The organism is Rhizorhabdus phycosphaerae, from assembly GCF_011044255.1.
Taxonomy (GTDB): domain Bacteria; phylum Pseudomonadota; class Alphaproteobacteria; order Sphingomonadales; family Sphingomonadaceae; genus Rhizorhabdus; species Rhizorhabdus phycosphaerae.
In genome coordinates this window covers 504262-525778 of sequence record NZ_CP049107.1, presented here as the reverse complement: position 1 = coordinate 525778, position 21517 = coordinate 504262, and the positions used below count along the sequence as shown (strand labels likewise).

General features: G+C 65.6%; 17 protein-coding genes. 7 read left to right on the top strand and 10 right to left on the bottom strand.

Going from position 1 to position 21517, the window contains the following annotated elements; translation table 11 throughout:
- Nucleotides 1-3: 3 nt before the first annotated feature.
- The 5 genes from G6P88_RS02470 to G6P88_RS02450 all read right to left on the bottom strand — a co-directional run bounded on the left by G6P88_RS02470 (nt 4) and on the right by G6P88_RS02450 (nt 5979).
- Nucleotides 4-1227, bottom strand: a complete 1224-nt coding sequence (locus G6P88_RS02470; protein WP_165321677.1) for a hydrolase — start codon at nt 1225-1227, stop codon at nt 4-6.
- Nucleotides 1224-2627, bottom strand: coding sequence for a succinylglutamate-semialdehyde dehydrogenase (gene astD / locus G6P88_RS02465; RefSeq protein WP_165321676.1), 1404 nt, complete (start codon nt 2625-2627; stop codon nt 1224-1226). The genes G6P88_RS02470 and astD overlap by 4 nt, the downstream gene beginning before the upstream one ends.
- Nucleotides 2624-3628 carry an arginine N-succinyltransferase gene (locus G6P88_RS02460; RefSeq protein ID WP_165321675.1) on the bottom strand — a complete coding sequence of 335 codons (1005 nt, stop codon included), beginning with the start codon at nt 3626-3628 and terminating at the stop codon, nt 2624-2626. Before G6P88_RS02460 ends, astD begins: the two co-directional genes overlap by 4 nt.
- A gap of 66 nt (nt 3629-3694) precedes the next feature.
- On the bottom strand, nt 3695-4969 hold the full coding sequence (locus G6P88_RS02455) for an N-succinylarginine dihydrolase (protein WP_165321674.1): 1275 nt from the start codon (nt 4967-4969) through the stop codon (nt 3695-3697).
- A complete protein-coding gene (locus G6P88_RS02450) occupies nt 4966-5979 on the bottom strand; it encodes an arginine N-succinyltransferase (RefSeq protein ID WP_206335843.1) in 1014 nt (337 codons plus the stop codon). The genes G6P88_RS02455 and G6P88_RS02450 overlap by 4 nt, the downstream gene beginning before the upstream one ends.
- Before the next feature lie 94 nt (nt 5980-6073).
- On the opposite strand from G6P88_RS02450, the gene G6P88_RS02445 reads away from it, so the two are divergent.
- Together G6P88_RS02445 and G6P88_RS02440 are read left to right on the top strand one after the other, a co-directional pair.
- Nucleotides 6074-6700 (top strand): trimeric intracellular cation channel family protein, encoded by a 627-nt coding sequence (locus G6P88_RS02445; RefSeq protein ID WP_165321673.1) that lies wholly within the window; start codon nt 6074-6076, stop codon nt 6698-6700.
- An 81-nt stretch (nt 6701-6781) separates the two neighbouring features.
- Entirely contained in the window at nt 6782-7426 is a 645-nt protein-coding gene (locus G6P88_RS02440) for a hypothetical protein (protein WP_165321672.1), read from the top strand.
- Nucleotides 7427-7446: 20 nt separating this feature from the next.
- On the opposite strand, the gene sppA is transcribed toward G6P88_RS02440, so the two are convergent.
- From sppA to G6P88_RS02415, 5 genes are all read right to left on the bottom strand, one after another.
- Nucleotides 7447-9327 (bottom strand): signal peptide peptidase SppA, encoded by a 1881-nt coding sequence (gene sppA, locus G6P88_RS02435; protein ID WP_165321671.1) that lies wholly within the window; start codon nt 9325-9327, stop codon nt 7447-7449.
- Between the two features lie 67 nt (nt 9328-9394).
- Nucleotides 9395-10222 (bottom strand): transglutaminase family protein, encoded by an 828-nt coding sequence (locus tag G6P88_RS02430; protein WP_165321670.1) that lies wholly within the window; start codon nt 10220-10222, stop codon nt 9395-9397.
- A 1-nt stretch (nt 10223) separates the two neighbouring features.
- On the bottom strand, nt 10224-11159 hold the full coding sequence (locus tag G6P88_RS02425) for an alpha-E domain-containing protein (RefSeq protein WP_165321669.1): 936 nt from the start codon (nt 11157-11159) through the stop codon (nt 10224-10226).
- Nucleotides 11159-12604 carry a circularly permuted type 2 ATP-grasp protein gene (locus tag G6P88_RS02420; RefSeq protein ID WP_165321668.1) on the bottom strand — a complete coding sequence of 482 codons (1446 nt, stop codon included), beginning with the start codon at nt 12602-12604 and terminating at the stop codon, nt 11159-11161. Before G6P88_RS02420 ends, G6P88_RS02425 begins: the two co-directional genes overlap by 1 nt.
- Before the next feature lie 187 nt (nt 12605-12791).
- Complete coding sequence (locus G6P88_RS02415; RefSeq protein WP_165321667.1) at nt 12792-14840, bottom strand: lytic transglycosylase domain-containing protein; 2049 nt, start codon at nt 14838-14840, stop codon at nt 12792-12794.
- A gap of 46 nt (nt 14841-14886) precedes the next feature.
- On the opposite strand from G6P88_RS02415, the gene dapA reads away from it, so the two are divergent.
- From dapA to G6P88_RS02390, 5 genes are all read left to right on the top strand, one after another.
- Nucleotides 14887-15762 carry a 4-hydroxy-tetrahydrodipicolinate synthase gene (dapA, locus tag G6P88_RS02410; protein ID WP_165321666.1) on the top strand — a complete coding sequence of 292 codons (876 nt, stop codon included), beginning with the start codon at nt 14887-14889 and terminating at the stop codon, nt 15760-15762.
- A gap of 151 nt (nt 15763-15913) precedes the next feature.
- Nucleotides 15914-16396 carry an SsrA-binding protein SmpB gene (smpB, locus tag G6P88_RS02405; protein ID WP_165321665.1) on the top strand — a complete coding sequence of 161 codons (483 nt, stop codon included), beginning with the start codon at nt 15914-15916 and terminating at the stop codon, nt 16394-16396.
- 14 nt (nt 16397-16410) lie between these two features.
- A complete protein-coding gene (locus G6P88_RS02400) occupies nt 16411-16983 on the top strand; it encodes a DUF2062 domain-containing protein (protein WP_165321664.1) in 573 nt (190 codons plus the stop codon).
- Between the two features lie 57 nt (nt 16984-17040).
- Nucleotides 17041-19062 (top strand): M13 family metallopeptidase, encoded by a 2022-nt coding sequence (locus G6P88_RS02395; protein ID WP_165321663.1) that lies wholly within the window; start codon nt 17041-17043, stop codon nt 19060-19062.
- 42 nt (nt 19063-19104) lie between these two features.
- Nucleotides 19105-21513, top strand: coding sequence for a hybrid sensor histidine kinase/response regulator (locus tag G6P88_RS02390; RefSeq protein ID WP_165321662.1), 2409 nt, complete (start codon nt 19105-19107; stop codon nt 21511-21513).
- Nucleotides 21514-21517 lie beyond the last annotated feature (4 nt).

The following is a 21517-nucleotide window of genomic DNA, read 5'->3' as shown; positions in this document are numbered from 1 at the left end:
GCTCTAGAGGGCGCTGCCCTCGGCGAGGCGAAGCATGACGAGGGTCGAGAGCATAGCCCGCTCGGGCAGGCTCTCGACGATCAGATATTCGTCCGCCGAGTGGATCGCGCCGCCGCGCACCCCCATGGTGTCGACGACCGGCACACCGCAGGCGGCGATGTTGTTGCCGTCGCAGACCCCGCCGCTCGGCCGGTGTCCGATCGGCCGGCCGAGGAGCGCCGCGCTGTCTTCGACGAGAGCGAACAGCTTCTGTGCCCGCGCGTCGAGCGGTTTCGGAGGCCGGCCGAAGCCGCCGTGCAGATGGATCGTCACGCCATGTGCGGCTTTGACGGCAGCGATCGTCTCGGCGATCAGGGCTTCGGCCGCGTGCTGGTCTTCGGGCAGGGCCGGGCGGAGGTTCACGCGCAGCACGGCGCGGTCCGGCACCATGTTGTTCGGTCCGCCACCGTCGATCTTGGCTGGGTTGATCGACAGGCCCGGTCGGCGGGCCTGGTACAGGCGGAGAGCGAGGTCCGCGGCCGCGACGAGCGCGTTGCGTCCGTCTTCCGGATTGCGCCCGGCATGGGCAGAACGGCCGGAGACGATCAGCGAGAAATTGCCGCTCCCTGGCCGCGCCCCGGCCAGCGTACCGTCCGGCAGGGCCGAAGGCTCATAGGTGAGCGCTGCAAGCTTGCCCTGCGCCGCGCGCGCGATCAGCGCGGCGGATCCGGGAGAGCCGATCTCCTCGTCCGAGTTGATCACCACCTCATAGCCGATGCGCTCGCGCAGCGGTGATGCTTCGACGCCGCGCAGTGCCGCCAGCATGACGGCGATGCCGCCCTTCATGTCGGCGACGCCAGGACCGTTGAGGATCGCGCCACCGTCCAGGTCGGTCAGTGCCTGAAAGGGGTGATCCTCGGCGAAAACCGTATCCATATGGCCGGTAAGCACGAGCTGGACCGGAGCCTCCGGCCGGACGCGGAGGTGGAGGTGGCGGCCATAGGCGACCGGCCGGATGGTCCCTGCTGCGTCGACATTCTCACCCGGAACCGCGTCGACGAGGTCGATTGCGCCGGGCAGCATCGCAAAAGCTTCCGCGAGCAAACCGGCCTGTCGCGCAAGCCCGTCCATGTTGCGCGACCCGCTGTTGATGGCGCTCCATTGCCGGACCTGTGCCAGCATCGGAGCGTCGGCGGCCAGATCCAGCGCCCCGCGATGCGTCTCGACGATCGCATCCCGGTCGCTCATAGCAGCCGAGCCCCAAGTTCTGGGGTCAGGTCGAGCACCGCCTCGGCCTCGAAACTCGCGACCGGGTAGGCGCAATAATCCGCCGCATAATATGCGCTTGGCCGATGGTTGCCCGACTCGCCGAGCCCCCCGAAAGGCATGTTCGCCGCCGCACCCGTCGTCGGACGGTTCCAGTTGACGACGCCTGCGCGCGAGCGGTGCAGGAAACGCTGCCACAGCGCGCCATCGTCGCTGAGCAGGCCTGCCGAGAGGCCGAAGCTCGTGGCATTGGCTGCATCGATTGCTGCATCGAAATCGGGCACGCGGACGATTTGCAGGATCGGCGCGAAAATCTCCCGATCGGGGACGTCCAGGCCTGTCACGTCGTACATGCCGGGCGTGACGAAGGCTTCGCTGCGGTCGAGCCGCTCGAACGGCAGCAGCGTCCGCGCGCCAAGCGCCTTGAGGCGCTCGACCGCCTCGAGAGCGTTGCGGGCGGCGTTCGGCGAGATGAGCGGGCCCATATAGGGCTCGGCCGGATCGTCCCATGCGCCGATCCGCAGCCGTGCCGCCAGTGTATGGACAGCTTCGATCGTCGAATCGCCCTCATGCCCCTCGGGGAGGATCAGGCGGCGCGCGCAGGAACAGCGCTGGCCGGTCGTGACGAAGGCGGACTGCACGATTGCAGCCGCCATCGCGTCCGGATCGCCCCAGGCAATCAGAGGATTGTTGCCGCCAAGTTCGAGCGCCAGCACGACATGTGGGCGGTCGATCATGGCGCGACGAAAATGCTGGCCGGTTTCGGCTGAGCCGGTGAACAGCAGGCCGTCGATATCGGCCGAAATCAGCGCGGCACCTTGCTCCCGCCCGCCCTGGACAAGATGGAGAATGTCGGGCGGCACACCGGCATCGTGCAGCGCTGCGACCATGTTCGCGCCGGTCAGCGGAGCTTCTTCGGATGGCTTGAACACCACCGCATTGCCCGCCAGCAGGGCCGGGACGATATGGCCGTTGGGCAGATGGCCGGGGAAGTTATAAGGGCCGAGGACCGCCATCACGCCATGCGGTCGATGGCGCAGTATGGCCCGGCCGAAGCCGGTCTCCGCCTCGCGCGATCCGGCGCGTTCGGCCTGGGCGGCGATCGATACCGCGACCTTGCCGGCCATGGAGCCGAGTTCGGCGCGGCTTTCCCACAGGGGCTTGCCGGTTTCGCGCGATATGACGCGGGCAAGGTCATCCGTCCGCTCGGTGAGAATCTCCGCATAACGGCGCAGAACAGCGATCCGCTCGTCGAGCGGTCGATCTGCCCAGCCCGACAGCGACGCGCGCGCGGCCACGATCATCGGTGCAATATCGCCCGGCGGCGTCGCTTCGCCTTCCCACACGAGCTCGGCCGTGGCCGGATCGAAGGAGCGGATCACTGCCTTACTCTCACGACGTCTCCTTCGCCGACGTGCAATGCGTCGATTGCCTCATCGTCGAGCATCGCCGCATCGCCGTCGATCCGCACTTTCGTGCGGACCGCGCGAAAGCCGGTGATCGAGTCCACCGACACCAGAAGCTCCGGAGCGTCGCCGACATCGCCCTGCCGGACGGAAAGGCGCGCAGACCGCTCGATCGTGCGGATCGCGTCGCGTGGCGCGGAGTAGGTCGGCCCGCCATCGAAGATGTCGACGAGGCCGGACCCACGAAAGCCTTCATGCTCCAGCATAGCCCGCGCCGCTTCGCCCTCTACGTGGACCCGGCCGATCGCATCGGCGGCGCTGGCCGCTATCAGTTCCACATAGATGGGATGACGTGGTGCCAGGTCGAGAATGAACTGCCCGTCGGTCGACATCACCATATGATCGGCTTCGTCGAAGGGCAGGCGGAAGAACTTGCTCGCAACGCCTTCCCAGAAGGGACAGGTGCCGTCCGGCGCGAAATAGCCACGCAGCTCAGCCATCACCGTTTCGGAGAAGCGCTTCGGATCGGCACCGATGAGCATGTAGCGCGAGCGCGCAAGCAGGCTGCCGGCGCCGCCCGATCGCCTCTCCGGACGCAGATAGAGCGAACCAACTTCGGTCCAGCCCGCACATTCGTTGACCAGCACGAGCGCCTGATGGTCGAAGCGGGTGTTGATGGCGGAAGAGAATTGCGCGAGCGTCATCACCCGGAAAGAAAAATGCGGGCGGCCCACACCGACGGCCGCCCGGACGCCGCACAGCCCCTCGATCCGGCCGGTCTCGCTGTCCTCGAGCATCAGCGTGTACCAGGCTTCGCGCGGCGCGCGCTCGCCGCGAAAGCTGGCCTCGGACAGGGTCAGCCGGTTGAGGAGCGTCGCCTCGTCCTCGGGCAGGCTGGTGAAGCCGCGACCTGACAGGATCGCAAGCTCCATCAGCGCATCGAGATCGGGAATCGCCGCCGGGCGGACGATCAGCATGCGGGGGCCGGGGGATAAGAAAGGCAGGTTATCATCGCATGCTTGTGCGTCATTGCGGGGCCAAGTTCAAATGCGCGTGAGCAGGTCGTCGAGCGCGTCATGGGCGCGTCCCACGTTCTCCCACAGCTCGGGAAGGCAGAGGTCCGATACGGCGATCTGCTCAGGCCAATGCTGATCGACCAGGGTGCAGAGCGCCTCCCACCGCCGCTCGTCGAGCAGGAAGCGCTGGTCGATCGCGTCGCGTTGCGCTTCGGTCACCGGCACGCGCAGCCGCAGGCAGGCCGGGCCACCACCGTTGCGCATGCTCTCGCGGACATCGACCACGATCGCCTGCGCGATCGGGTTGTTTCCGGCGACGATCGCCTCGACAGCGGTCCAGACACGCTCATGTTCGCGCGCCTCGGACGGCAGGATCAACGCCATGCTGCCATCCGGCAAGGTGACGAGCTGGGAGTTGAACAGATAGGAGCGGATCGCATCGTCCAGCGTGATGCTGTCGACCTCGACCGGAACGAAGCCGGGCACCGCCTCGGCGAGAGCGGCGAACAGGCCGTCCCGGTCTTCGAAGGCTTCAGCGTGGCACAGCAGCACATATTCATTGGCGACGGCGACGACGTCATTGTGGAAGGCGCCGGCCTCGATCGCTCGCTGCGACTGCAGCATGTGCAGCGCGGGCGCACCGGAAAGACGCGCAACCGCCTCGCCGGCGCGCCTGGCCTGGCGTTCGGGGAAGCGGCTGCCACGCTGGGCCCCATGAATGAAGACGTTGAGGCCGCGGGTGCCGTGCTGCGGCGTCAGCCGCATATGGTTCGCCGCGCCTTCGTCGCTGAAATGCTGCGTGGCGGGGAGGGCGGGATGAACCCCGAAACTGCTCTCGTCGGCAAAAATGCGGCGCAGCATCGCGAAGGTGTCGACGGCTTCGAAGCTGCGGTGAAGCATGGTTGCCAGATTGGCCGTCACGAAATGGACGCGTCCGTCGGCGCTGTCGGCCGAGGCGATGACGGTCGCCGCATTGGCTGCCCACATGGCCGAGGCCGAGCAGATATTATTGAAGAGGAGAGGGTCCTCGCGCGCGGCAGCCGACAGGATCTCGACATCCTTGCCCTGAAAGCCCAGCGCACGGAGTGCCGCGATGGCGGGACGCCGCGGGGGCGGGAAGAAACCCTGGACGAGGCCGAGGTCCATCAGCTTTCGCATCTTGCCGAGCCCCTGAAGCGCCGCAGCGCGAGGCTGGGAGACCGCACCGGCATTTGTGGCACTGGCGATGTTGCCCGGCGACAGCCCGGCATAATTGTGGATCGGTCCGATCAGACCGTCGAAGTTGATTTCGATGCTTTTCATAGGGGCAGATATCCGATCGGATCATGTGCGGCGAGGTGCAGCAGGCGGGCGCTCCCGGGGTCCGTGCGGACCTGTCCTCCGGCAGCTTCGACGGCTGCGGGGACGCAGCAGAAATCGGGTCCGCTACCCTTGACCAGCAGATGGTCGCGGACGTCATGCGCGATGCTGTCGCCCGCGAACAGGCCATGATGAAGGTCGCGGACGGCCCGCAGCTGGTCGATCTCCGCGATCAGCGTGGGGCCGGCATCGAAGATGTCGACATAGCCCTCCTCACGGAAGCCTTCCTCGATCAGCAGGGAGCGGGCGGCCCGGCCGTCGTCATGGACCTTGCCGATGACGGCCTGTGCCTCGCTCGACAGCATGTTGACGTAGATCGGTGCGCGGGGGCCGAGGTCGGCGATGAACTGGTTGCCGGTGGTGGCGTTGATATGGTCGGCCTCGGCGAAAGTCATGGCATAGAAGCGGCCGCCCACGGCGTCCCAGAAGGGCGAACGGCCCTCGTCCAGCCATCCGCGAAGGTCGGCGACGACGCGGTCGCCGAACAGGGCGCGATGGGTGGCGATGAAAAGATAACGGCTGCGTGCCATCATCCGTCCGAAGCCGCCCTTGCGCAGATCGGGATCGACCATGAGCCCGCCGACCTCGGCGCAGTCTTCCAGGTCGTTGGTCAGGGTGAGAACCGGGAAGCGCAGCATCCTGCCGTCGATGCTCGAACGCTGCGTCGTGTGGCTGATGCGGTAGCTGTAGAAGGGCCAGTCGACGCCGAGCCGCGGGAAGACCATGCCGCAGCCGCGGATGCGGCCCTTTATCTCCAGACCCAGGATGATCGCGCCGCCCAGCCGTTCGCCGGCAAGGAGTTGCTGGCTGCGATAAACCTTCGCCTCGAGCGTGGCCCGGTCGGGCGGGAGATTGGTGAAGCCGGGGCCCGCCATGCGGGCAAGGCCAAGCAGCGCATCGAGATCGTCGGGCCGCACCGGCCGGATTCGCGGGATCGCCATGGAATCGGTCATCGGCAGCGATAGTATCAACCGAAACGATCAAGTCCAGACGGCGGGCTTGCTGTCTCGCCTTGCCTATCGGCCTTTTGCACATCACAGCGGGAAGATGCATATGCCCGATCTCCTGATGGTGCGCTCCGCGCTGCCGTTGCTCGATATCTTCGGGATTGCCATCTTCGCGGTCAGCGGTGCGCTTGCGGCTGCCCGGCGCGGGCAGACGATCGTGACCTTCACCTTCTTCGCCGCAGTGACCGGCACCGGCGGCGGCACGCTACGTGACCTGCTGATCGGAGCGCCGGTCTTCTGGATCCATGACAACCGCGCCCTCGCGGTCTGCCTGCTCGCCGCGCTCGCCGTGTGGATGACACCGACGCGGGTCTGGCCGGTCCGCGCGCTCGAATGGTTCGACGGTATCGGGCTTGCTGCCTATGCGGTGTTCGGATCGTGGAAGGCGCTCGCTTATGGGATACCACCGCTGGGTGCGGCGACGATGGGGGTCGTCACCGCCTGCATGGGCGGGATCGTCCGCGACGTTCTTGCAGGCGAACCGTCGATCCTTCTCCGACCCGAGCTCTATGTCACGGCAGCGGCCTTGGCTGCGGGGCTGTTCGTCGTGCTGACGCTGCTCGGCGTCCCGCTCTTCCTCGCGGCCGCATTTGCCGCAGGTGCCGGTTTCGCGTTGCGCGCGCTGGCGATCGCGCGGGGACTTTCCCTTCCCGGCTATCGGGACTGACGCCTCGTCCGTTCCGATCGGTTCAGGAACCGCCTCTGCGCTGAGGCGTAGTTAAGGACCTGTAACGGTAAGGATGTAGAGATGCGTAAAGCGACGATCGCCCTTTCGGCGACATTGGCTCTGTTGGTGGGGTGCGGCCCGAAGAAGCTGGCCCTGCCGAGCGACCCGATCGACCGCGCGGCGACCTGCGCCATCGTCAGCGCAGCCGGTGCGCGCGCCGGCAACAGCGACATCAAGGCCGACCTGGACTTCGCGGCCCAGACACGCATTCTCCATTATGCAATGCTGGCGGCATCCGACGGCAATCGCTTCGACACCCCGCGGGCCTCGGCCGTCGTTTCACGGATGAGCGATCTGGAAGGCTCGGTGACGTCAGGCAGGTGGCAGGACCTCGTCCAGCCGTGCAACGAGAGCTTTCCACTCGCGGCCAAGGGCGGAGCGGTCGAACTGCCCACGCAACGCTTCGAAGCGGCGATCGGCTGCTATGCGCTCGCCGACTTCCTGACCAAGTCGGTCACGAGCAAGGCGCCCGCGACGGAGGCGACCATGTCCGAGCTGATGACCATGCGCCGCAATCTGGACGCGGCGATCGGCGATGGCCTGAAGGCGCGTGGCGCTAGCAAATATGAGAGCACGCTGGAGCTCAAGCAGGAAGCCCTTGTTCGCATGACGCGTCTTGGTCCGCCGCACGAGACCGCAAAGGCCTGCACGGCACGCTTCGGCTGAATGGCATGGGCCGAGTGATCCTAGCGGAGCAGCCACGCCATCAGGCTGCGCGCCTCGCTTATGTCCCTGGCGCGGGGCGTCGCGGAGACGGTCTGACATTCGAGGCAGCGCAGCTGCATCGACGGCCCCATGAGCAGTGCCTTTGCCGTGCCAACCGCTTGCAGCATCTGCCGCTCGGGCCGGCCGAGGATGACCGACCAGGGGTCGGCGGACAACCGCGCCTCGCGAGCGTCCTCCGGTGCCGCGAAATCGCGCAGCACCTGCCTCCACGGTGAAAGCGGCTCCTCGATGTAGAGCGGCCGTGCACTCGCCGGATCAACCTTGGCCAGTTTGGCTGCGGCAGCGATGGCGTCGTCGACGCTGCCGAATTCGTCGACAAGTCCGATCTGGCGCGCTGCCACGCCGGACCAGACACGCCCTTGGGCGATCTGGTCGACCCGCGCGGGCGTCATCTTGCGCGACTGAGCGACGAGCCCCACGAAACGCGTGTAGATGTCCTTGATCGAGCCCTGGACCATCGCATCGAACTGGGGCGACGTTCCGCGCAGCACATCGGGCTCGCCCGACAAGGGGGTCGTCTTCACACCGTCGGCGCCGATGCCCAACTTTTCGAGCGATCCCTGAAAGGTGGGAATGATCCCGAACACGCCGATCGATCCTGTGATCGTCGACCGGTCGGCGATGATGCGATCGGCCGGCGTCGAGATCCAGTAGCCGCCGCTCGCCGCCAGTCCGCCCATCGAGACAACGACCGGAAGCCCCATCGCCTTGGCCTCCAATATGGCCGAGCGGATGCGATCCGCGCCCGTCACCGAGCCACCGGGAGAGTCTATCCGCAGCACGAGCGCCTTGATGCGCTTGCGGGCGAGCTCTTCCTCCAGAAGTTGGGCGATCGTGCTGCCGCCGGCAGTGCCCGGCGGCGCGTAACCATCGACGATCTCGCCAGCGACGGTGAGGACGCCGATCGGGGTGCCACTGGACTTTTCCGGATTGGCGGCGACCCAGCGATCGAAATCGACCGTCTTGAAGCCGTTCGGCATGTTGCCGGCATCGTCGCCAGCGATCGCCGCGATGCGGGACCGGAAGGCGTTACGGTCGCCTAGCTTGTCGACCAGACCGTTATCGACAGCCGCCTGCGACATCTTGCCACCGGAGGCTCCGATCAATGCCGTCGGGCGGGCGACATAGTCGGCGATGCGGGCTTTCGGCCGAGCCTTGCGCACGTCGGCCTGCCATTCCGCCCAGATCGCGCCGTAAAGCGCCTGGCTCGCTTCGCGCGCCTCGGGCGACTGATCGTTGCGCATGAAGGGCTCGACTGCAGCCTTGTAGGTGCCGACGCGATAGATCTTGGCGGTGATACCAAGCTTGTCCATCAGGCCCTTGTAATAAGGCTGAGACCCGCCGGGGCCGGCGATCGCGACCGCACCGAGCGGGTCGAGCCAGATCTCGGTCGCATGGGCGGCCAGACGATAGCCGTCGTCGGCATAGGCGGTAGCATAGGCGAACACCGGCTTGCCGCCGGCGCGCACCTTGTCGATCGCGGCCGCCGCCGCCGACAATGTCGCGGGTTCGGCGCCGAGGAAGCCGTCGAGATCCAGCACCACGGCCTTGACGCTGGACGAGCGCGAAGCCGCCGCAAGGGCGCGCTCGACATCGCGCAGCCTTGTCTCGCGAACGAGACTGTTGCCGCCCCACAGCAGCGCAAGCGTATCGGTTTCCGACGGCTGCTCGACGAGGCTGCCGGACAGATCGAGCACGAGAGCGCCGGACGAGGGCATCGCGCTGTTCGGTTTCATCGACAGCGCGAAGGCGAGGGTGCCGAAAAAGATCAGCATGGCGATCAGGACCAGGGCGTCCTTGATCCCGACGAGCAAGGCCCAGAGCCCCCGTAGCAATTTCATCGCGTGACCAGCTTTCGTTGCGTTGTCCGAACGCAAATAGGGATGCCGGGACCCGGCGTCCATGGGATCAGCCCTGATATTGCGTCTGCGACCTGCTTACCTCGACACCGACATTCATCACTTCGTGGCCCCCGCCGATCCGCGCGCCGGAAATGGGCGCCGCATCACGAAAGTCCAGGCCTTTTGCGACGCGGACATAACGGTCATTGGGGCACATGTCGTTGGCCGGGTCGAAACCGATCCAGCCAAAGCCCGGCACGTCGACCTCCGCCCAGAAATGCGGGGCGTGGCGATGATCGGAGCCGGGATCCTCGCGATAGATATAGCCGGTCACGAACCGCGCCGCGAAGCCCGCCTCGCGGGCTACGGAGACCAGGACATGCGCAAGGTCCATGCTGCAGCCGTTGCGGGCGTCGAGGATTTCCGAGACCGGCCGCACCACCGTGCTGCGCTGTCTGGAGCAATCGAAGAGGCCGGCCACGGCCGTATTCAGAGCGTGCGCACGGGCCAGCTCATCCCCTGTCTCCGGGCCGTGGCGTGCGGCGAGGTCGACCAGCGCCTCGGGGGCCTTGGTCAGTTCGGTGGACCGACGGAAGACCGCCGATGGCAGCGTTTCCGCGGTCCCCGCCACCACGCCCGCGCGGTCCTCAGTCAGCACCTCGCCCGACACCCGCATGCCGATGCGCTCGATCGGTCCCGCGAGATAGAGCATCGAAACCACATTGCCGAAGCCGTCGCGTGAATGTTTCAGGCGGGCGTCGCAATCCACGTCGATATGCCAATCGACGATGTTCTGCCCGACATGGCTGGTCGGCGTCATCCTAAGCATCTGCACCACGCGCGTCTGCGGGACGGTGAAGCGATATTCGGTCTGGTGATGGATCAGCAGGCGCATGTCAGGAGAACCGGAACTGCTGACCGATCGCCGAGTGAATCCGCGTATTCTCCCGAATGAACGCGGTCAGCCACTCGTGGAGGCCCTGGTTGAAAATCGCATCGATCGTCGTGCGTTCGAGCGCGTTATGCCGGACGCGTGCGAGGCGGTCGGCCTCGCCCTGAAGACCGGTTCGCTTTCCGATGGCATTGAGGTGCCCGATCGCCTCCTCGGAGGAGGCGATGAGCGAGCGGGGCAGTTCGCGCCTGAGGCACAGGAGTTCGGCGACAAGCCACGGCTTCAGGCCCTCGCTGTAAAGCCAGCGATAGGCGGTCACGGCGGACACGGTATGGAGGATCGTCGTCCACTGGTCGCGATCGATCGGACCGCCCACTTTCTCGCCCTCGGGCAGAAGCAGATGATATTTGACGTCGATCAGCCGCGCGGTGTTGTCGGCGCGTTCCATCGCAGCGCCCAGGCCGATGAAGGCATAGGCTTCGTTGCGCAGCATTCGGTGAAGCGCCCCTTCGAATCCTCGCGTTTCGGCGCGGATCTGTTCGACGAGGCTGAGCGTCGCCTGGCTTCCACCGGTCGAGGCGCGGCCGCGCAGGCCCAGCCAGGCCCGGTTGATCGCTTCCCACGCGTCGCGGCTGAGCGCGGTCCGCACCGACTTCGCATTGCTGCGCGCGGCATCGAGACAGGACCGGACCGAATTGGCGTTATCCGCCGACAGGGTCAGATAGCGGCTGATGGCGAGCGGGGTCCGGGTTTCACCGGTCAGCGCGAAATCCTGATCAGCGGCGGCGACGAGCAGCGCGCTGTCCCAGGCGCCCTGGCCAGCGGGTCTTGCGGATAAGGCGTCGAGGCGGATCGTGGCCTCGATGAGCTTCGCGGTGAACTCGGCACGCTCGACATAGCGTCCGATCCAGTAGAGCGAGTTGGCGGTACGCGAGAGCATCAGGCGCGCACCTCCGGGCCGGTGAGGATGAGACTGTCCTTTGTGCCGCCGCCCTGGCTGGAGTTCACTACCAGAGAACCTTCGCGCAATGCGACACGGGTGAGCCCTCCGGGCGTGATCGTGACGCCCTTTGCCCCCGACAGCACGAACGGCCGGAAATCGACGTGGCGCGGAGCCACGCCGGCGTCGGTCAGCGTCGGCACCGTGGAGAGGGCGAGCGTCGGCTGCGCGATATAGCGATGTGGCTCGGCGATCAGCGCGGCTCGGAAGTCCTCGATCTGCGCCTTGGTCGCGGTCGGGCCGACGAGCATGCCATAACCGCCCGAACCGTCGACGAGCTTGACCACCAGCTTGTCGAGATTGTCGAGCGTGTAGCGCAGCGCATCGGCTTCGCGACAGCGATAGGTCTCGACGTTCGGCAGCTTGGCGTCGCCGCCGGAATAATAGCGGACGATCTCCGGCATGTAGCTGTAGATCGCCTTGTCGTCGGCGATGCCGGTCCCCGGCGCGTTCACCAGTGCCACATTGCCCGCCATATAGGCCGCGATGATCCCTGGCACGCCGAGCAAAGAGTCGGGACGGAACACCAGCGGATCCAGGTAATCGTCGTCGATACGGCGATAGATGACGTCGACCTGGACGCGCCCCTCGATCGTCCGCATCCAGACCTTGTCGTCGTCGACCTCGAGATCGGCGGCCTCGACCAGTTCTATGCCCATCGAATCCGCGAGGAAGCTGTGCTCGTAGAAGGCGGAATTATAATGGCCCGGGGTCAGCAATACGCAGGTGGCACCAGCACCCTGATTTCGTGGCGAGACCGACTGGAGGGTCTCCAGCAGGGCATCGGGATAGGAGTCGATCGGTGCGACCTTGAACTGTTCGAACAGCTCGGGACACAGGCGCAACATCGCTTCGCGATTTTCAAGCATATAGGACACGCCCGACGGGGTGCGGGCATTGTCCTCGAGGACCCAGAAATCGTCCGGGCCGGTTCGCACGAGATCGATGCCGCAGATGTGTGCGAACACGCCGTGGGGCGGCTTTGCGCCGGCGAGCATCGGCCGGAATTGTGGGTTGGAGAGGATGAGCTCTTCCGGAACGACCTTGTCGGCGAGGATGCGACGGGGGCCGTAGATATCGGCGAGGAAAGCGTTGATCGCCTCGACGCGCTGGACGAGGCCTTCGGACAGATTGGCCCATTCGCGGCCAGTGAAGATGCGGGGAACGATGTCGAAGGGGATGATGCGTTCGGCGGATTCGTCTTCGCCATAGACGGCGAACGTAATGCCAAGTTGTCGGAAGGCGGCTTCGGCGGCCTTCTGTCTTCGGTCAAGTTCGCTGGAAGGCGTATCCTCTATCCATTGCAATAATTCCGCGAACTCGGGTCGTCCCGCCGGGTCGCCCGGTGTGCCGCGGATCTCGTCGAAAGCGCCTGTCCCTGCCATACAGCTCCGTTATTGTTCGTATCGAACAGGTGGATGGTGCATCGCTTTGTTGCGACGCACAAGAGGTTTTGCGGCTTCGTGGACATGGTGTGTTTCCGACCCCCGCGTCAGCGCCCAACGCAGCATATATTGCACGAGTTCCATCAAGGACTTGGCAGCCGTATCGCCGGTCGAAAGCCGGATCATTTCAGCCCGGTTTGACCTTGCCGAGATAGGTCGACAGCCTGTTCCGATCGGCCCCCCGGGCGCGGGACGGGTTGAGCAGATCGTAGACGACCGCGTTCTCCAGTACCTTCTGCACATAGCCGCGCGTCTCGGCGAAGGGGATCGCCTCGATCCAGTCGACCACGTCGACGCCGGGCAGGCGCGGATCGCCATTGGCGCGGATGAACTTGTTCACATTGCCGGGACCTGCGTTGTAGCTCGCGATCGCCAGCACATAATTGCCGCCATAATAGGACAGCATCCGGTCGAAGAAGGCCGATCCGATCGTGACATTATAGCCGACCTCGCCCAGCTTCGCCGGGTCATAGGGCAGGCCCATCCGCCCCGCCTGTTCGCGGGCCGTAGCCGGCATCAACTGCATCACGCCGCGCGCCCCCGTCTTGCTCGTCGCCTCGCGATCGAACTGGCTCTCCTGCCGGCTGATGGCATGGATCAGCGTCCAGTGGCTGCGCATCGTATCGGGTACCGGAATCTCGGGGAAGCCGATGCGGAGCGGATCGGGGGTCCCGCTGGTCCGGGCGTTGCGCGAGACCATGACGCCCAGATCGGGGCGGCCGATCGATCGTGCCAGTTCACCGGCGAGGATATGGTCGGCATCGCTCGCCGCATTGGAAGCGATGAGCCTGACGAACTGTGTCTGGTCCTTCCACTCTCCCGCGCGACCTAGAAGTCTCACGGCGCGCACGACTTCGCTCGCCTCGAAACTGGCGCGCATCGCGTCGGAAACGGCGGCTCTTGGGGGTTCCGGCGGCAGGGCAATCTCACGCCCTAGCCGCTCTGTCGCGAGCTGTCCGTAGAACTGATCGACGTGAACCGCGGCCTGGGCGAGATAGCTGCGCGCCCAGTCAGGCTTGCCGCCACGCTCCGCCGCGCGGCCGGCCCAGTACCACCCCTTTGTCTGCGTACCCGGCGTCTGCGCGGCGCGGGAATAGCGGTCGAACATCGTCACGGCATCGTCGAAACGGCCCAGTTTCTCCATCGCGACGGTTCCGGCGAGCCACATCAGGCTGGTATAGTCGTCGCGCTCGGCGAAAGGCCGATCGCGGATTCGGGTGCCGGGCGGGAAGGCCTGCTCGGCATGTTTCGCGATGGCCAGCGCCAGATCGAACTGGCTGTCGGCGCGCGCGGCCTGCGCGAAGCTGAGCAGATTGTCGAGGAAATAGGCCGTGTCGAACGGTGCGGCGGTGAGGTTGCGCGACTGCCCCAGCCAGATCCGTGCTGCCATGCTGTCGCCCCGGTCGCGCAGATAGCGCGCCCGCTCGATCATGAAACCGGGATCGTGATTGACCGCATCCCCGGCCGCGTCGATCAGCGCCTGCACGTCTGCATCCTGGCGCACCAGTGCGAGCCGCGCGGCATATAGTGGTCGCCGTGCAGGTGATGTGTTGGCCAGCTGTCGAGCCGCCGGCGTCGTGGCTCGATCGAGCAGCAGCCGTTCCATCCGGCGATCATGGTCGGCGGCGGTCATGCTCGCCCCGAAACGCGCGGTCAGCCGGGCCTCGTCCTCCTGCGTCAGTCCTTTGGTCACCCAGGCGGCTGCCGCGTTGCGCCGTGCTTCGGCCATCCGGCCAGTCGTCGCGAGCGCCTCGGCATAGCGGGCCTGCCCGGCGGCGGTCAGCGGCGGAAAGCGGGTGAAGAAGGTGATCAGATAGGCAGCGTCGAAGCCGCCGGCGTCGATCCGCCTTTCTGCGGCACGGCGCATCGCGCTTTCGCCCGGCCACCCCGGATGCGCGATCAGGAAGGCGGCATAGTCCCGGAAGGGCAGAGAGTCGCTCTGCTGGAGACGGCGCCATTCGGCGATAACGCCCTGCAATATATCGTCGCGCCAAGCCGGCGCACTCTGCACCGGAGAGGGCGTTGCGGGGCGGGGCGCAGGCTCCGGAACGATCGTCGCGGCGATTGCCGCCGTCGAGGCCAGCAGCGCGACGCTCAGAAAAAGGCGGCGGGAGCGTCTGGACAGGGGCGGGTGGGCGAACCTATTGGGCGCAGTCGTTTCTCGGATGGACGTCATCAGGCCACTATGGCGTGCGGGTCCTCCGAGGTGAAGGGAGTGCGTGATGTTCAGCGGGTCGATTCCAGCCTTGGTGACGCCATTTCGCGACGGGACGTTCGACGAGAAGCTGTTTCGCGGCTTTGTCGACTGGCAGATCGAGCAAGGGTCGAGCGCGCTGGTGCCTTGCGGCACGACCGGCGAAAGCGCCACGATGTCGATCGAGGAGCATAATCATGTGGTCCGGGTCTGCATCGAGCAGGCCAAGGGGCGTGTTCCCGTGATCGCGGGATGCGGATCGAACGACACGCTGGTCGCGCTCGAGCATATGAAGTCGGCGCAGGCGGCTGGCGCCGATGCGGCGCTGGTCGTGCTGCCCTATTACAACCGGCCGAACCAGGACGGCATCCTGCTGCACTATCGCTATCTGGCCGAGAATTGCAGCCTGCCGATCATCGTCTACAACGTGCCGGCCCGGACCGTGACCGATATCCTTCCCGAGACGCTCGGCAAATTGTCTGAACTGCCGGGGATCGTCGGAATCAAGGATGCGAGCGGCAAGGTCGAGCGCGTTTCGGCGCAGCGCCTGCACGGCGGGCCCGATTTCTGCCAGCTTTCGGGCAATGACGATATGGCGCTCGGTTTCATGGCGATGGGCGGTCGCGGCTGCATCTCGGTTACGGCCAATGTGCTGCCGGGTCTCTGTGCGCAATTCCAGGCGGCCTGCCTGGAGGACCGTTGGAAGGAGGCGCTGGCACTCCAGGACCGGCTCTTCCCGTTGCATGCCGCGCTGTTCAGCGATGCCTCGCCGGGCCCGGTCAAATATGCGCTGAGCCGCACCTATGCCGACTTCCCCGCCGAGCTCCGCATGCCGATGACATGGCCGTCCGAGGCAAGCCGCGCGGCGGTCGACGCGGCGTTGAAGCATGCAGGAGTGCTATAGAAACTGCCCGAAAGCGCATCTGCTTTACCGGGAACGCCTTGCAGCCGGCGACCACATGCCTACTTTGATCATGGTGACGCCGCCGGCCCGCAAGGGCCCGTCGGATCATCTTCCTCGATAAGGTCCGCCAAGCGCGGGTAGAATGAGATTTATGGCCCGACCGCGTCCGGTGGAGTTCGAGAAGAAGAAAGTGGTCGCCGAGAACCGGCGGGCACGCTTCGATTATTTTCTCGAAGAATTTTTCGAAGCCGGCGTTGCGCTCACGGGCACCGAGGTCAAGTCGCTCCGCTTCGGCGAGGGGTCGATCGCGGAGAGCTATGCTGAGGTCAAAGACGGCCAGGTCTGGCTCGTCAACTCCAACGTGCCCGAGTTCAGCCACGGCAACCGCTTCAATCACGAGCCCAAGCGCCCGCGCAAGCTATTGCTGCACGAGCGCGAAATCGAGAAGATGCGCAACGGCGTGTCGCGCGAGGGAATGACGCTCATCCCGCTGTCGATCTATTTCAACGGACGCGGGCGGGCGAAGGTCGAACTGGCGCTCGCCAAGGGCAAGAAGCTCCACGACAAGCGCGATACCGAAAAAGCCCGCGACTGGAAGCGTGAGCAGCAGCGCCTGCTGCGCGACCGCGGCTGAGGTCGGCGCGGGGGATGTTCGACAGGATCGGCAGATGGTGGCGAAAAAATGCCCCGACGCGAGAGTCGCTGGAGGAGGTCCGTTGGCTGCGTCCCTTCGCGCACCGGATACTTGAGCCGTCGCTGTGGCGCTTCACCCGGAGATCGGTGCCGCGCGGGGTAGCGCTTGGGCTGATCGTCGGCATTTTTCTGATGATCCCGGGCCTCCAGATCATCGGTGCGGCGCTGCTCGCGCTGCCGTGCCGGGCGAATGTGCCGATTGCGGTCGCGATGACCTTCCTCAGCAATCCGGCGACGACGCCTTTCATCCTCTATCTGTCGATCGTCATCGGCAACCGCTTCGTTCATTCGTCGGCAGACGTGGGCACGGTGATGGTGATGATCAACCAGGGCGCCTCTATCGCTGACTGGTTCGCCTGGCTCGCCTCGGCAGCCGCGCCCGCGCTCGTCACCGGATTGTTCGTCATCTCGGTGGTGGCGGCGGCGGTCGGCTATCTGCTGTCGAGCTGCATCTGGACCGCCTGGATCGCGCATAAGTGGAAGCAGCGCGAGAGGCATCGTGACGAGGCGTTGCGACCGGAGATTTGATCCTGACAATCTTGATGGTAAGTATCCGTCATAGTCAGATCATACACCGAGGATTTCATGAAAAAGTTCGCGATCGCGCTGGTGGCCAGCACCGTCCTGGCCTGCGCGCCTCATGCCGCATGGGCGGCCGGGACTGGCAAGCCGACCTACGGAAGCTTCGGCTTCGACACGGCGGGCATGGACCGGTCCATCAAGCCGGGAGACGATTTCTACGCTTATGCCAATGGCGCCTGGGCGCGGAATACCCCGATCCCCGCGGACCGCTCCAATTTCGGCATGTTCACCGTCCTCGACGAGCTGTCGATGAGCCGGAGCAGGGACATATTGCAAAAGGCCGCAGCGGCCTCCGGATCGCGGATCGGCGATCTCTATGCGAGCTTCATGGACGAGCAGGCGGTCGAGGCGGCAGGGATCACACCGCTCCGGCCCGTGCTGGAGTCGATCGCCGCGCTCCCGGACAAGGCGGCTCTTGCTGCCAAGATGGGGGAACTCGTCCGTGAAGGCATCGCGTCACCCTTCGCGATCTATGTCGATCAGGACGACAAGAATCCCGATGCCTACATCGCGATTATGCGTCAGGCCGGCCTGGGCATGCCCGACCGCGACTATTATCTGAAGGATGAGGCTGCGCTGGCCGAGGCGCGTCGCGAGTATCAGGCCTATCTCGCGAAACTGTTGACCCTGGCAGGCGAACAGCAGGCCCAGGAACGAGCCGCGCGGATCGTCGCTTTCGAAACCGGACTGGCCCAGGCGCACTGGACGAAGGTGGATTCCCGCGACAGCACCAAGACCTATAACAAATGGGCGCGTGCGGATTTCGACGCCAAGGCGCCCGGCTTCGACTGGGGTGCCTATTTGAAGGCAGCGGGCCTCGAGGGACAGCAGCAGTTTCTCGTGGGGCAGCCCAGCGCCTTCACCGGGAGCGCCAAGGCGATGGCGGACGCGCCGCTTGGCGTCCTCAAGGACTATCTGCTCGTCGCTACGATCAATGCCTATTCGCCCTATCTGTCGAAGGCGTTCGTCGATGCGGAGTTCGGCTTCAACCAGACGATATTGTCGGGCACCCCGCAGAACAGCGAGCGTTGGAAGCGGGGCGTGACGCTGGTCAAGAACCTGATCGGCGAGGATCTCGGCCAGGAATATGTGAAGCTCTATTTCACGCCGGAGACCAAGGCTGCCGCCGACGAACTGGTGCGCAACGTGATCGCGGCGATGGGTCGTCGGGTCGACGGTCTGAGCTGGATGTCGCCGGAGACCAAGGTCAAGGCCCGGGCCAAGCTTGCCGCCTTCACTCCGAAGATCGGCTATCCGAGCAAGTGGCGCGATTATTCTGCGCTGAAGATCGTGCGCGGCGACCTGCTGGGCAATGCGATGCGGGGTAACGCTTTCGAATGGCAGCATAATCTCGACAAGCTGGGCAAGCCGATCGATCGGACCGAGTGGCACATGACGCCGATGGAGATCAACGCCTATGCCAATTTCGGCATGAACGAGATCGTCTTTCCGGCAGCGATCCTGCAGCCGCCCTTCTTCGATCCGCATGCCGATCCCGCGGTGAACTATGGCGGCATCGGCGCCGTCATCGGCCACGAAATCAGCCACCATTTCGACGACCAGGGCGCGAAATACGACATGAACGGCCGGCTGTCCGACTGGTGGACGGCCGAGGACGTAAAGCGCTTCACCGCTTTGACCGATCGCCTGGTCAAGCAATATGATGGCTATGAGCCGCTGCCTGGCCTGCATGTCCAGGGGGCGCTGACCCTGGGCGAGAACATTGCCGATCTGGCAGGACTTACCGTCGCCCACGAAGCCTATCTCATGTCGCTGAAGGGCAAGCCGGCGCCGGTGATCGACGGCTTCACGGGAGACCAGCGCTTCTACCTGGGCTGGGCGCAGGTGTGGCGGCGCAACTATCGGGAGGCGAATCTGCGCCAGCGCCTGCTGACCGATCCGCATTCCCCGTCGATCCAGCGCGCCTGGGTGGTCCGCAACCTCGACCCCTTCTATTCGGCCTACAAGGTCGGAACGGGCGAGCGGCTCCATTTGTCGCCGCAGGACCGGGTCCGGATCTGGTAAGCGCCGCTTGACGGCGGGCGAGGGGCGGGGGAACTAGGCGCCATGTCGACCTTGTTCCCCGCCAAGCCCATTTCCGCCGGATCGGGCCGTCTGCTCTTCAACGCGCTGCTCCTGCTGCTGACGCTGGTGGCGTCGCTGGGCATGGCGGGGATGATCTGGGGCGCGACCGACGATCTGATGATCGCTGGTCTGTTCATGCTCGCCTTCTGTCTTGGCATCGGCATGATCCTGTTCGTTGCGATGCTTCGGTCGCAGATCCATGTGCGTCCGCTGCGCCAGATCGACATCTCGCTGCTGCGGGGGATCGTCGAGGATGCCGATGCCGGCATCGCGGTCACCGGGGGGCGTGGCGAGCTCATCTGCGCCAACGGCCATTTCGAGAGCTGGTTCGGTGGCCTGCCGACGCCTCCGTCGCTTCCGCTGGACGAGGATGCGCGGAAACAACTCGCGGCAGCGGCGGTGGCTGCGCGACGTGACGGTCAAGCGCGCATTTCGGACCTGGCGAGCGACCGGGGCCTGATCGACGTCGTCGTCCGGCGCGCCGGGAGCACCGATGATCATCTCGTATGGCGGTTCCGGCGCTCGGGCCGGTTCGACATGATCGGCGACGTCATGCGGCTGTTGAGCAGCGACGTCGGTCGCCGGGTCGGCAGTTCGGGCGTCATGGCCGCGCTGGTCGACGGCAATGGCGTGGGCCTGATCGCCAACAAGGTATTCCTGCGGCGGGCGCTCGGTTCTGCCGAGGCCCCCACATCGGGCTGGGCCTTTGCCGACCTGCTGCGGAGCGACGGCGACGTGATCCGCCTTGCTGCCGAGCCGGCATCGGCCGACCCCATCCGCCTGATCCAGATTCCTCTCGGCGATCAGGGCGCGATGAAGGCGACGCTCTTTCTCATGCTGGACGACGCCTCCGCCGCTTCCGAGAACCGCAGCTATGCGACGGGGGAATTGCACGCCTTGCTGGGCATGTTGCCGATCGGCCTGGCCCTTGCCGAGCGTGATGGTCGGGTCGCATTCATGAACTCGGCCTTTCGGCGGGCCGCCGGGCTCGGACCGGACGCGACCGTGGTCTATCCGAGCGACCTGGTGGTCGAGGAAGACAAGGCGGCCGTTTCCGATGCGGTGCGACGCTTCTCGGCGGGCCGGGGGTCCGCCAGCGACCTGTCGGTTCGGCTCAAGGCCCGGTCGGAAGAGAATGTGTCGCTGACGATTGCGGCCGCAAAGGGCCTGGGCGCGACGGCGTCGGTGCTGCTGAGCCTCAAGGACAATAGCGAGGAGTCCAAGCTGAAGCGCCAGGTGGCGCAGGCGATGAAGATGCAGGCGGTCGGCCAGCTCGCCGGCGGCGTCGCGCACGACTTCAACAACATCCTGACCGCGATCATCGGCCATTGCGACCTGATGTCGATGCGCCATATTCCGGGCGACAGCGACTATGACGACATTCAGCAGATCAAGCAGAATTCGAACCGGGCGGCGGCGCTGACCCGCCAGCTGCTGGCCTTCTCGCGGCAGCAGACGCTGCGCCCCCAGATCCTCCAGATCCCGGACATCATCTCCGAGATCAGCAACCTGCTCAAGCGCCTGTTGGGCGAAACGATCCGCCTGGAAGTGACACACGGCCGCAATCTCGGAACCGTGCGCGCCGACCCGGGGCAGCTCGAGCAGGTGATCGTCAACTTGGCGGTGAACGCCCGCGACGCCATGCCGGACGGGGGAACGCTCTCGATCCAGACCTATGGCGTATCGCAGAGCGACGTTCGTGCGCTGGGCATCGAGATCATGCCGGTTACCGAATATACGGCACTCCGGGTGACCGACACCGGCACCGGCATTCCGACCGACAATCTCAACAAGATCTTCGAACCCTTCTTCACCACCAAGGAGGTGGGCAAGGGTACTGGGCTCGGCCTCTCGACCGTTTACGGCATCGTCAAGCAGACGGGCGGGTTCATCTTCGCGGAGAGCGAGATGGGCCGGGGGACGAGCTTCGTCATCTATCTTCCCGTGCACCAGGCCCCGGCAGGCACCGCCGCTGCGCGCGCACCGGTCAAGGAGGTCAGCACCGAATTGTGGGGGACGGGCACGATCCTTCTGGTCGAGGACGAGGCCATGGTCCGCGCGGTCGCGGAACGCGCGCTCGTGCGGCAGGGATATAAGATTCTGACCGCGACCAACGGCGAGGAAGGGCTGGAGGTTCTGGACGACCGGATGCAGCAGATCGACCTGGTGATCTCCGACGTCGTCATGCCGACGATGGACGGACCGACCATGGCCCGCGCCGCCCGAGAGAAGCGCCCCGATCTCCCGATCATCTTCATGTCGGGCTATGCCGAAGAGCAGCTGCGCAAGTCGATCGACATAGACAATATCGGCTTCCTGCCGAAGCCCTTCTCGGTCCAGCAGATCTGCCAGGCCGCGCGCGAGGCGCTCGCCGATCACGCTCGAAGCTGATCGC

Coding starts and splice junctions, on each gene's coding strand:
- G6P88_RS02430 (WP_165321670.1), bottom strand. CDS start 10,222: ATGCGCCTGCTGATCCATCACCAGACCGAATATCGCTTCACCGTCCCG.
- G6P88_RS02400 (WP_165321664.1), top strand. CDS start 16,411: ATGTTCGACAGGATCGGCAGATGGTGGCGAAAAAATGCCCCGACGCGA.
- G6P88_RS02440 (WP_165321672.1), top strand. CDS start 6,782: ATGCGTAAAGCGACGATCGCCCTTTCGGCGACATTGGCTCTGTTGGTG.
- G6P88_RS02420 (WP_165321668.1), bottom strand. CDS start 12,604: ATGGCAGGGACAGGCGCTTTCGACGAGATCCGCGGCACACCGGGCGAC.
- G6P88_RS02415 (WP_165321667.1), bottom strand. CDS start 14,840: ATGACGTCCATCCGAGAAACGACTGCGCCCAATAGGTTCGCCCACCCG.
- G6P88_RS02470 (WP_165321677.1), bottom strand. CDS start 1,227: ATGAGCGACCGGGATGCGATCGTCGAGACGCATCGCGGGGCGCTGGAT.
- G6P88_RS02390 (WP_165321662.1), top strand. CDS start 19,105: ATGTCGACCTTGTTCCCCGCCAAGCCCATTTCCGCCGGATCGGGCCGT.
- G6P88_RS02395 (WP_165321663.1), top strand. CDS start 17,041: ATGAAAAAGTTCGCGATCGCGCTGGTGGCCAGCACCGTCCTGGCCTGC.
- sppA (WP_165321671.1), bottom strand. CDS start 9,327: ATGAAATTGCTACGGGGGCTCTGGGCCTTGCTCGTCGGGATCAAGGAC.
- G6P88_RS02450 (WP_206335843.1), bottom strand. CDS start 5,979: ATGACCGATTCCATGGCGATCCCGCGAATCCGGCCGGTGCGGCCCGAC.
- smpB (WP_165321665.1), top strand. CDS start 15,914: ATGGCCCGACCGCGTCCGGTGGAGTTCGAGAAGAAGAAAGTGGTCGCC.
- G6P88_RS02445 (WP_165321673.1), top strand. CDS start 6,074: ATGCATATGCCCGATCTCCTGATGGTGCGCTCCGCGCTGCCGTTGCTC.
- G6P88_RS02460 (WP_165321675.1), bottom strand. CDS start 3,628: ATGCTGATCGTCCGCCCGGCGGCGATTCCCGATCTCGATGCGCTGATG.
- G6P88_RS02425 (WP_165321669.1), bottom strand. CDS start 11,159: ATGCTCTCGCGTACCGCCAACTCGCTCTACTGGATCGGACGCTATGTC.
- G6P88_RS02455 (WP_165321674.1), bottom strand. CDS start 4,969: ATGAAAAGCATCGAAATCAACTTCGACGGTCTGATCGGACCGATCCAC.
- dapA (WP_165321666.1), top strand. CDS start 14,887: ATGTTCAGCGGGTCGATTCCAGCCTTGGTGACGCCATTTCGCGACGGG.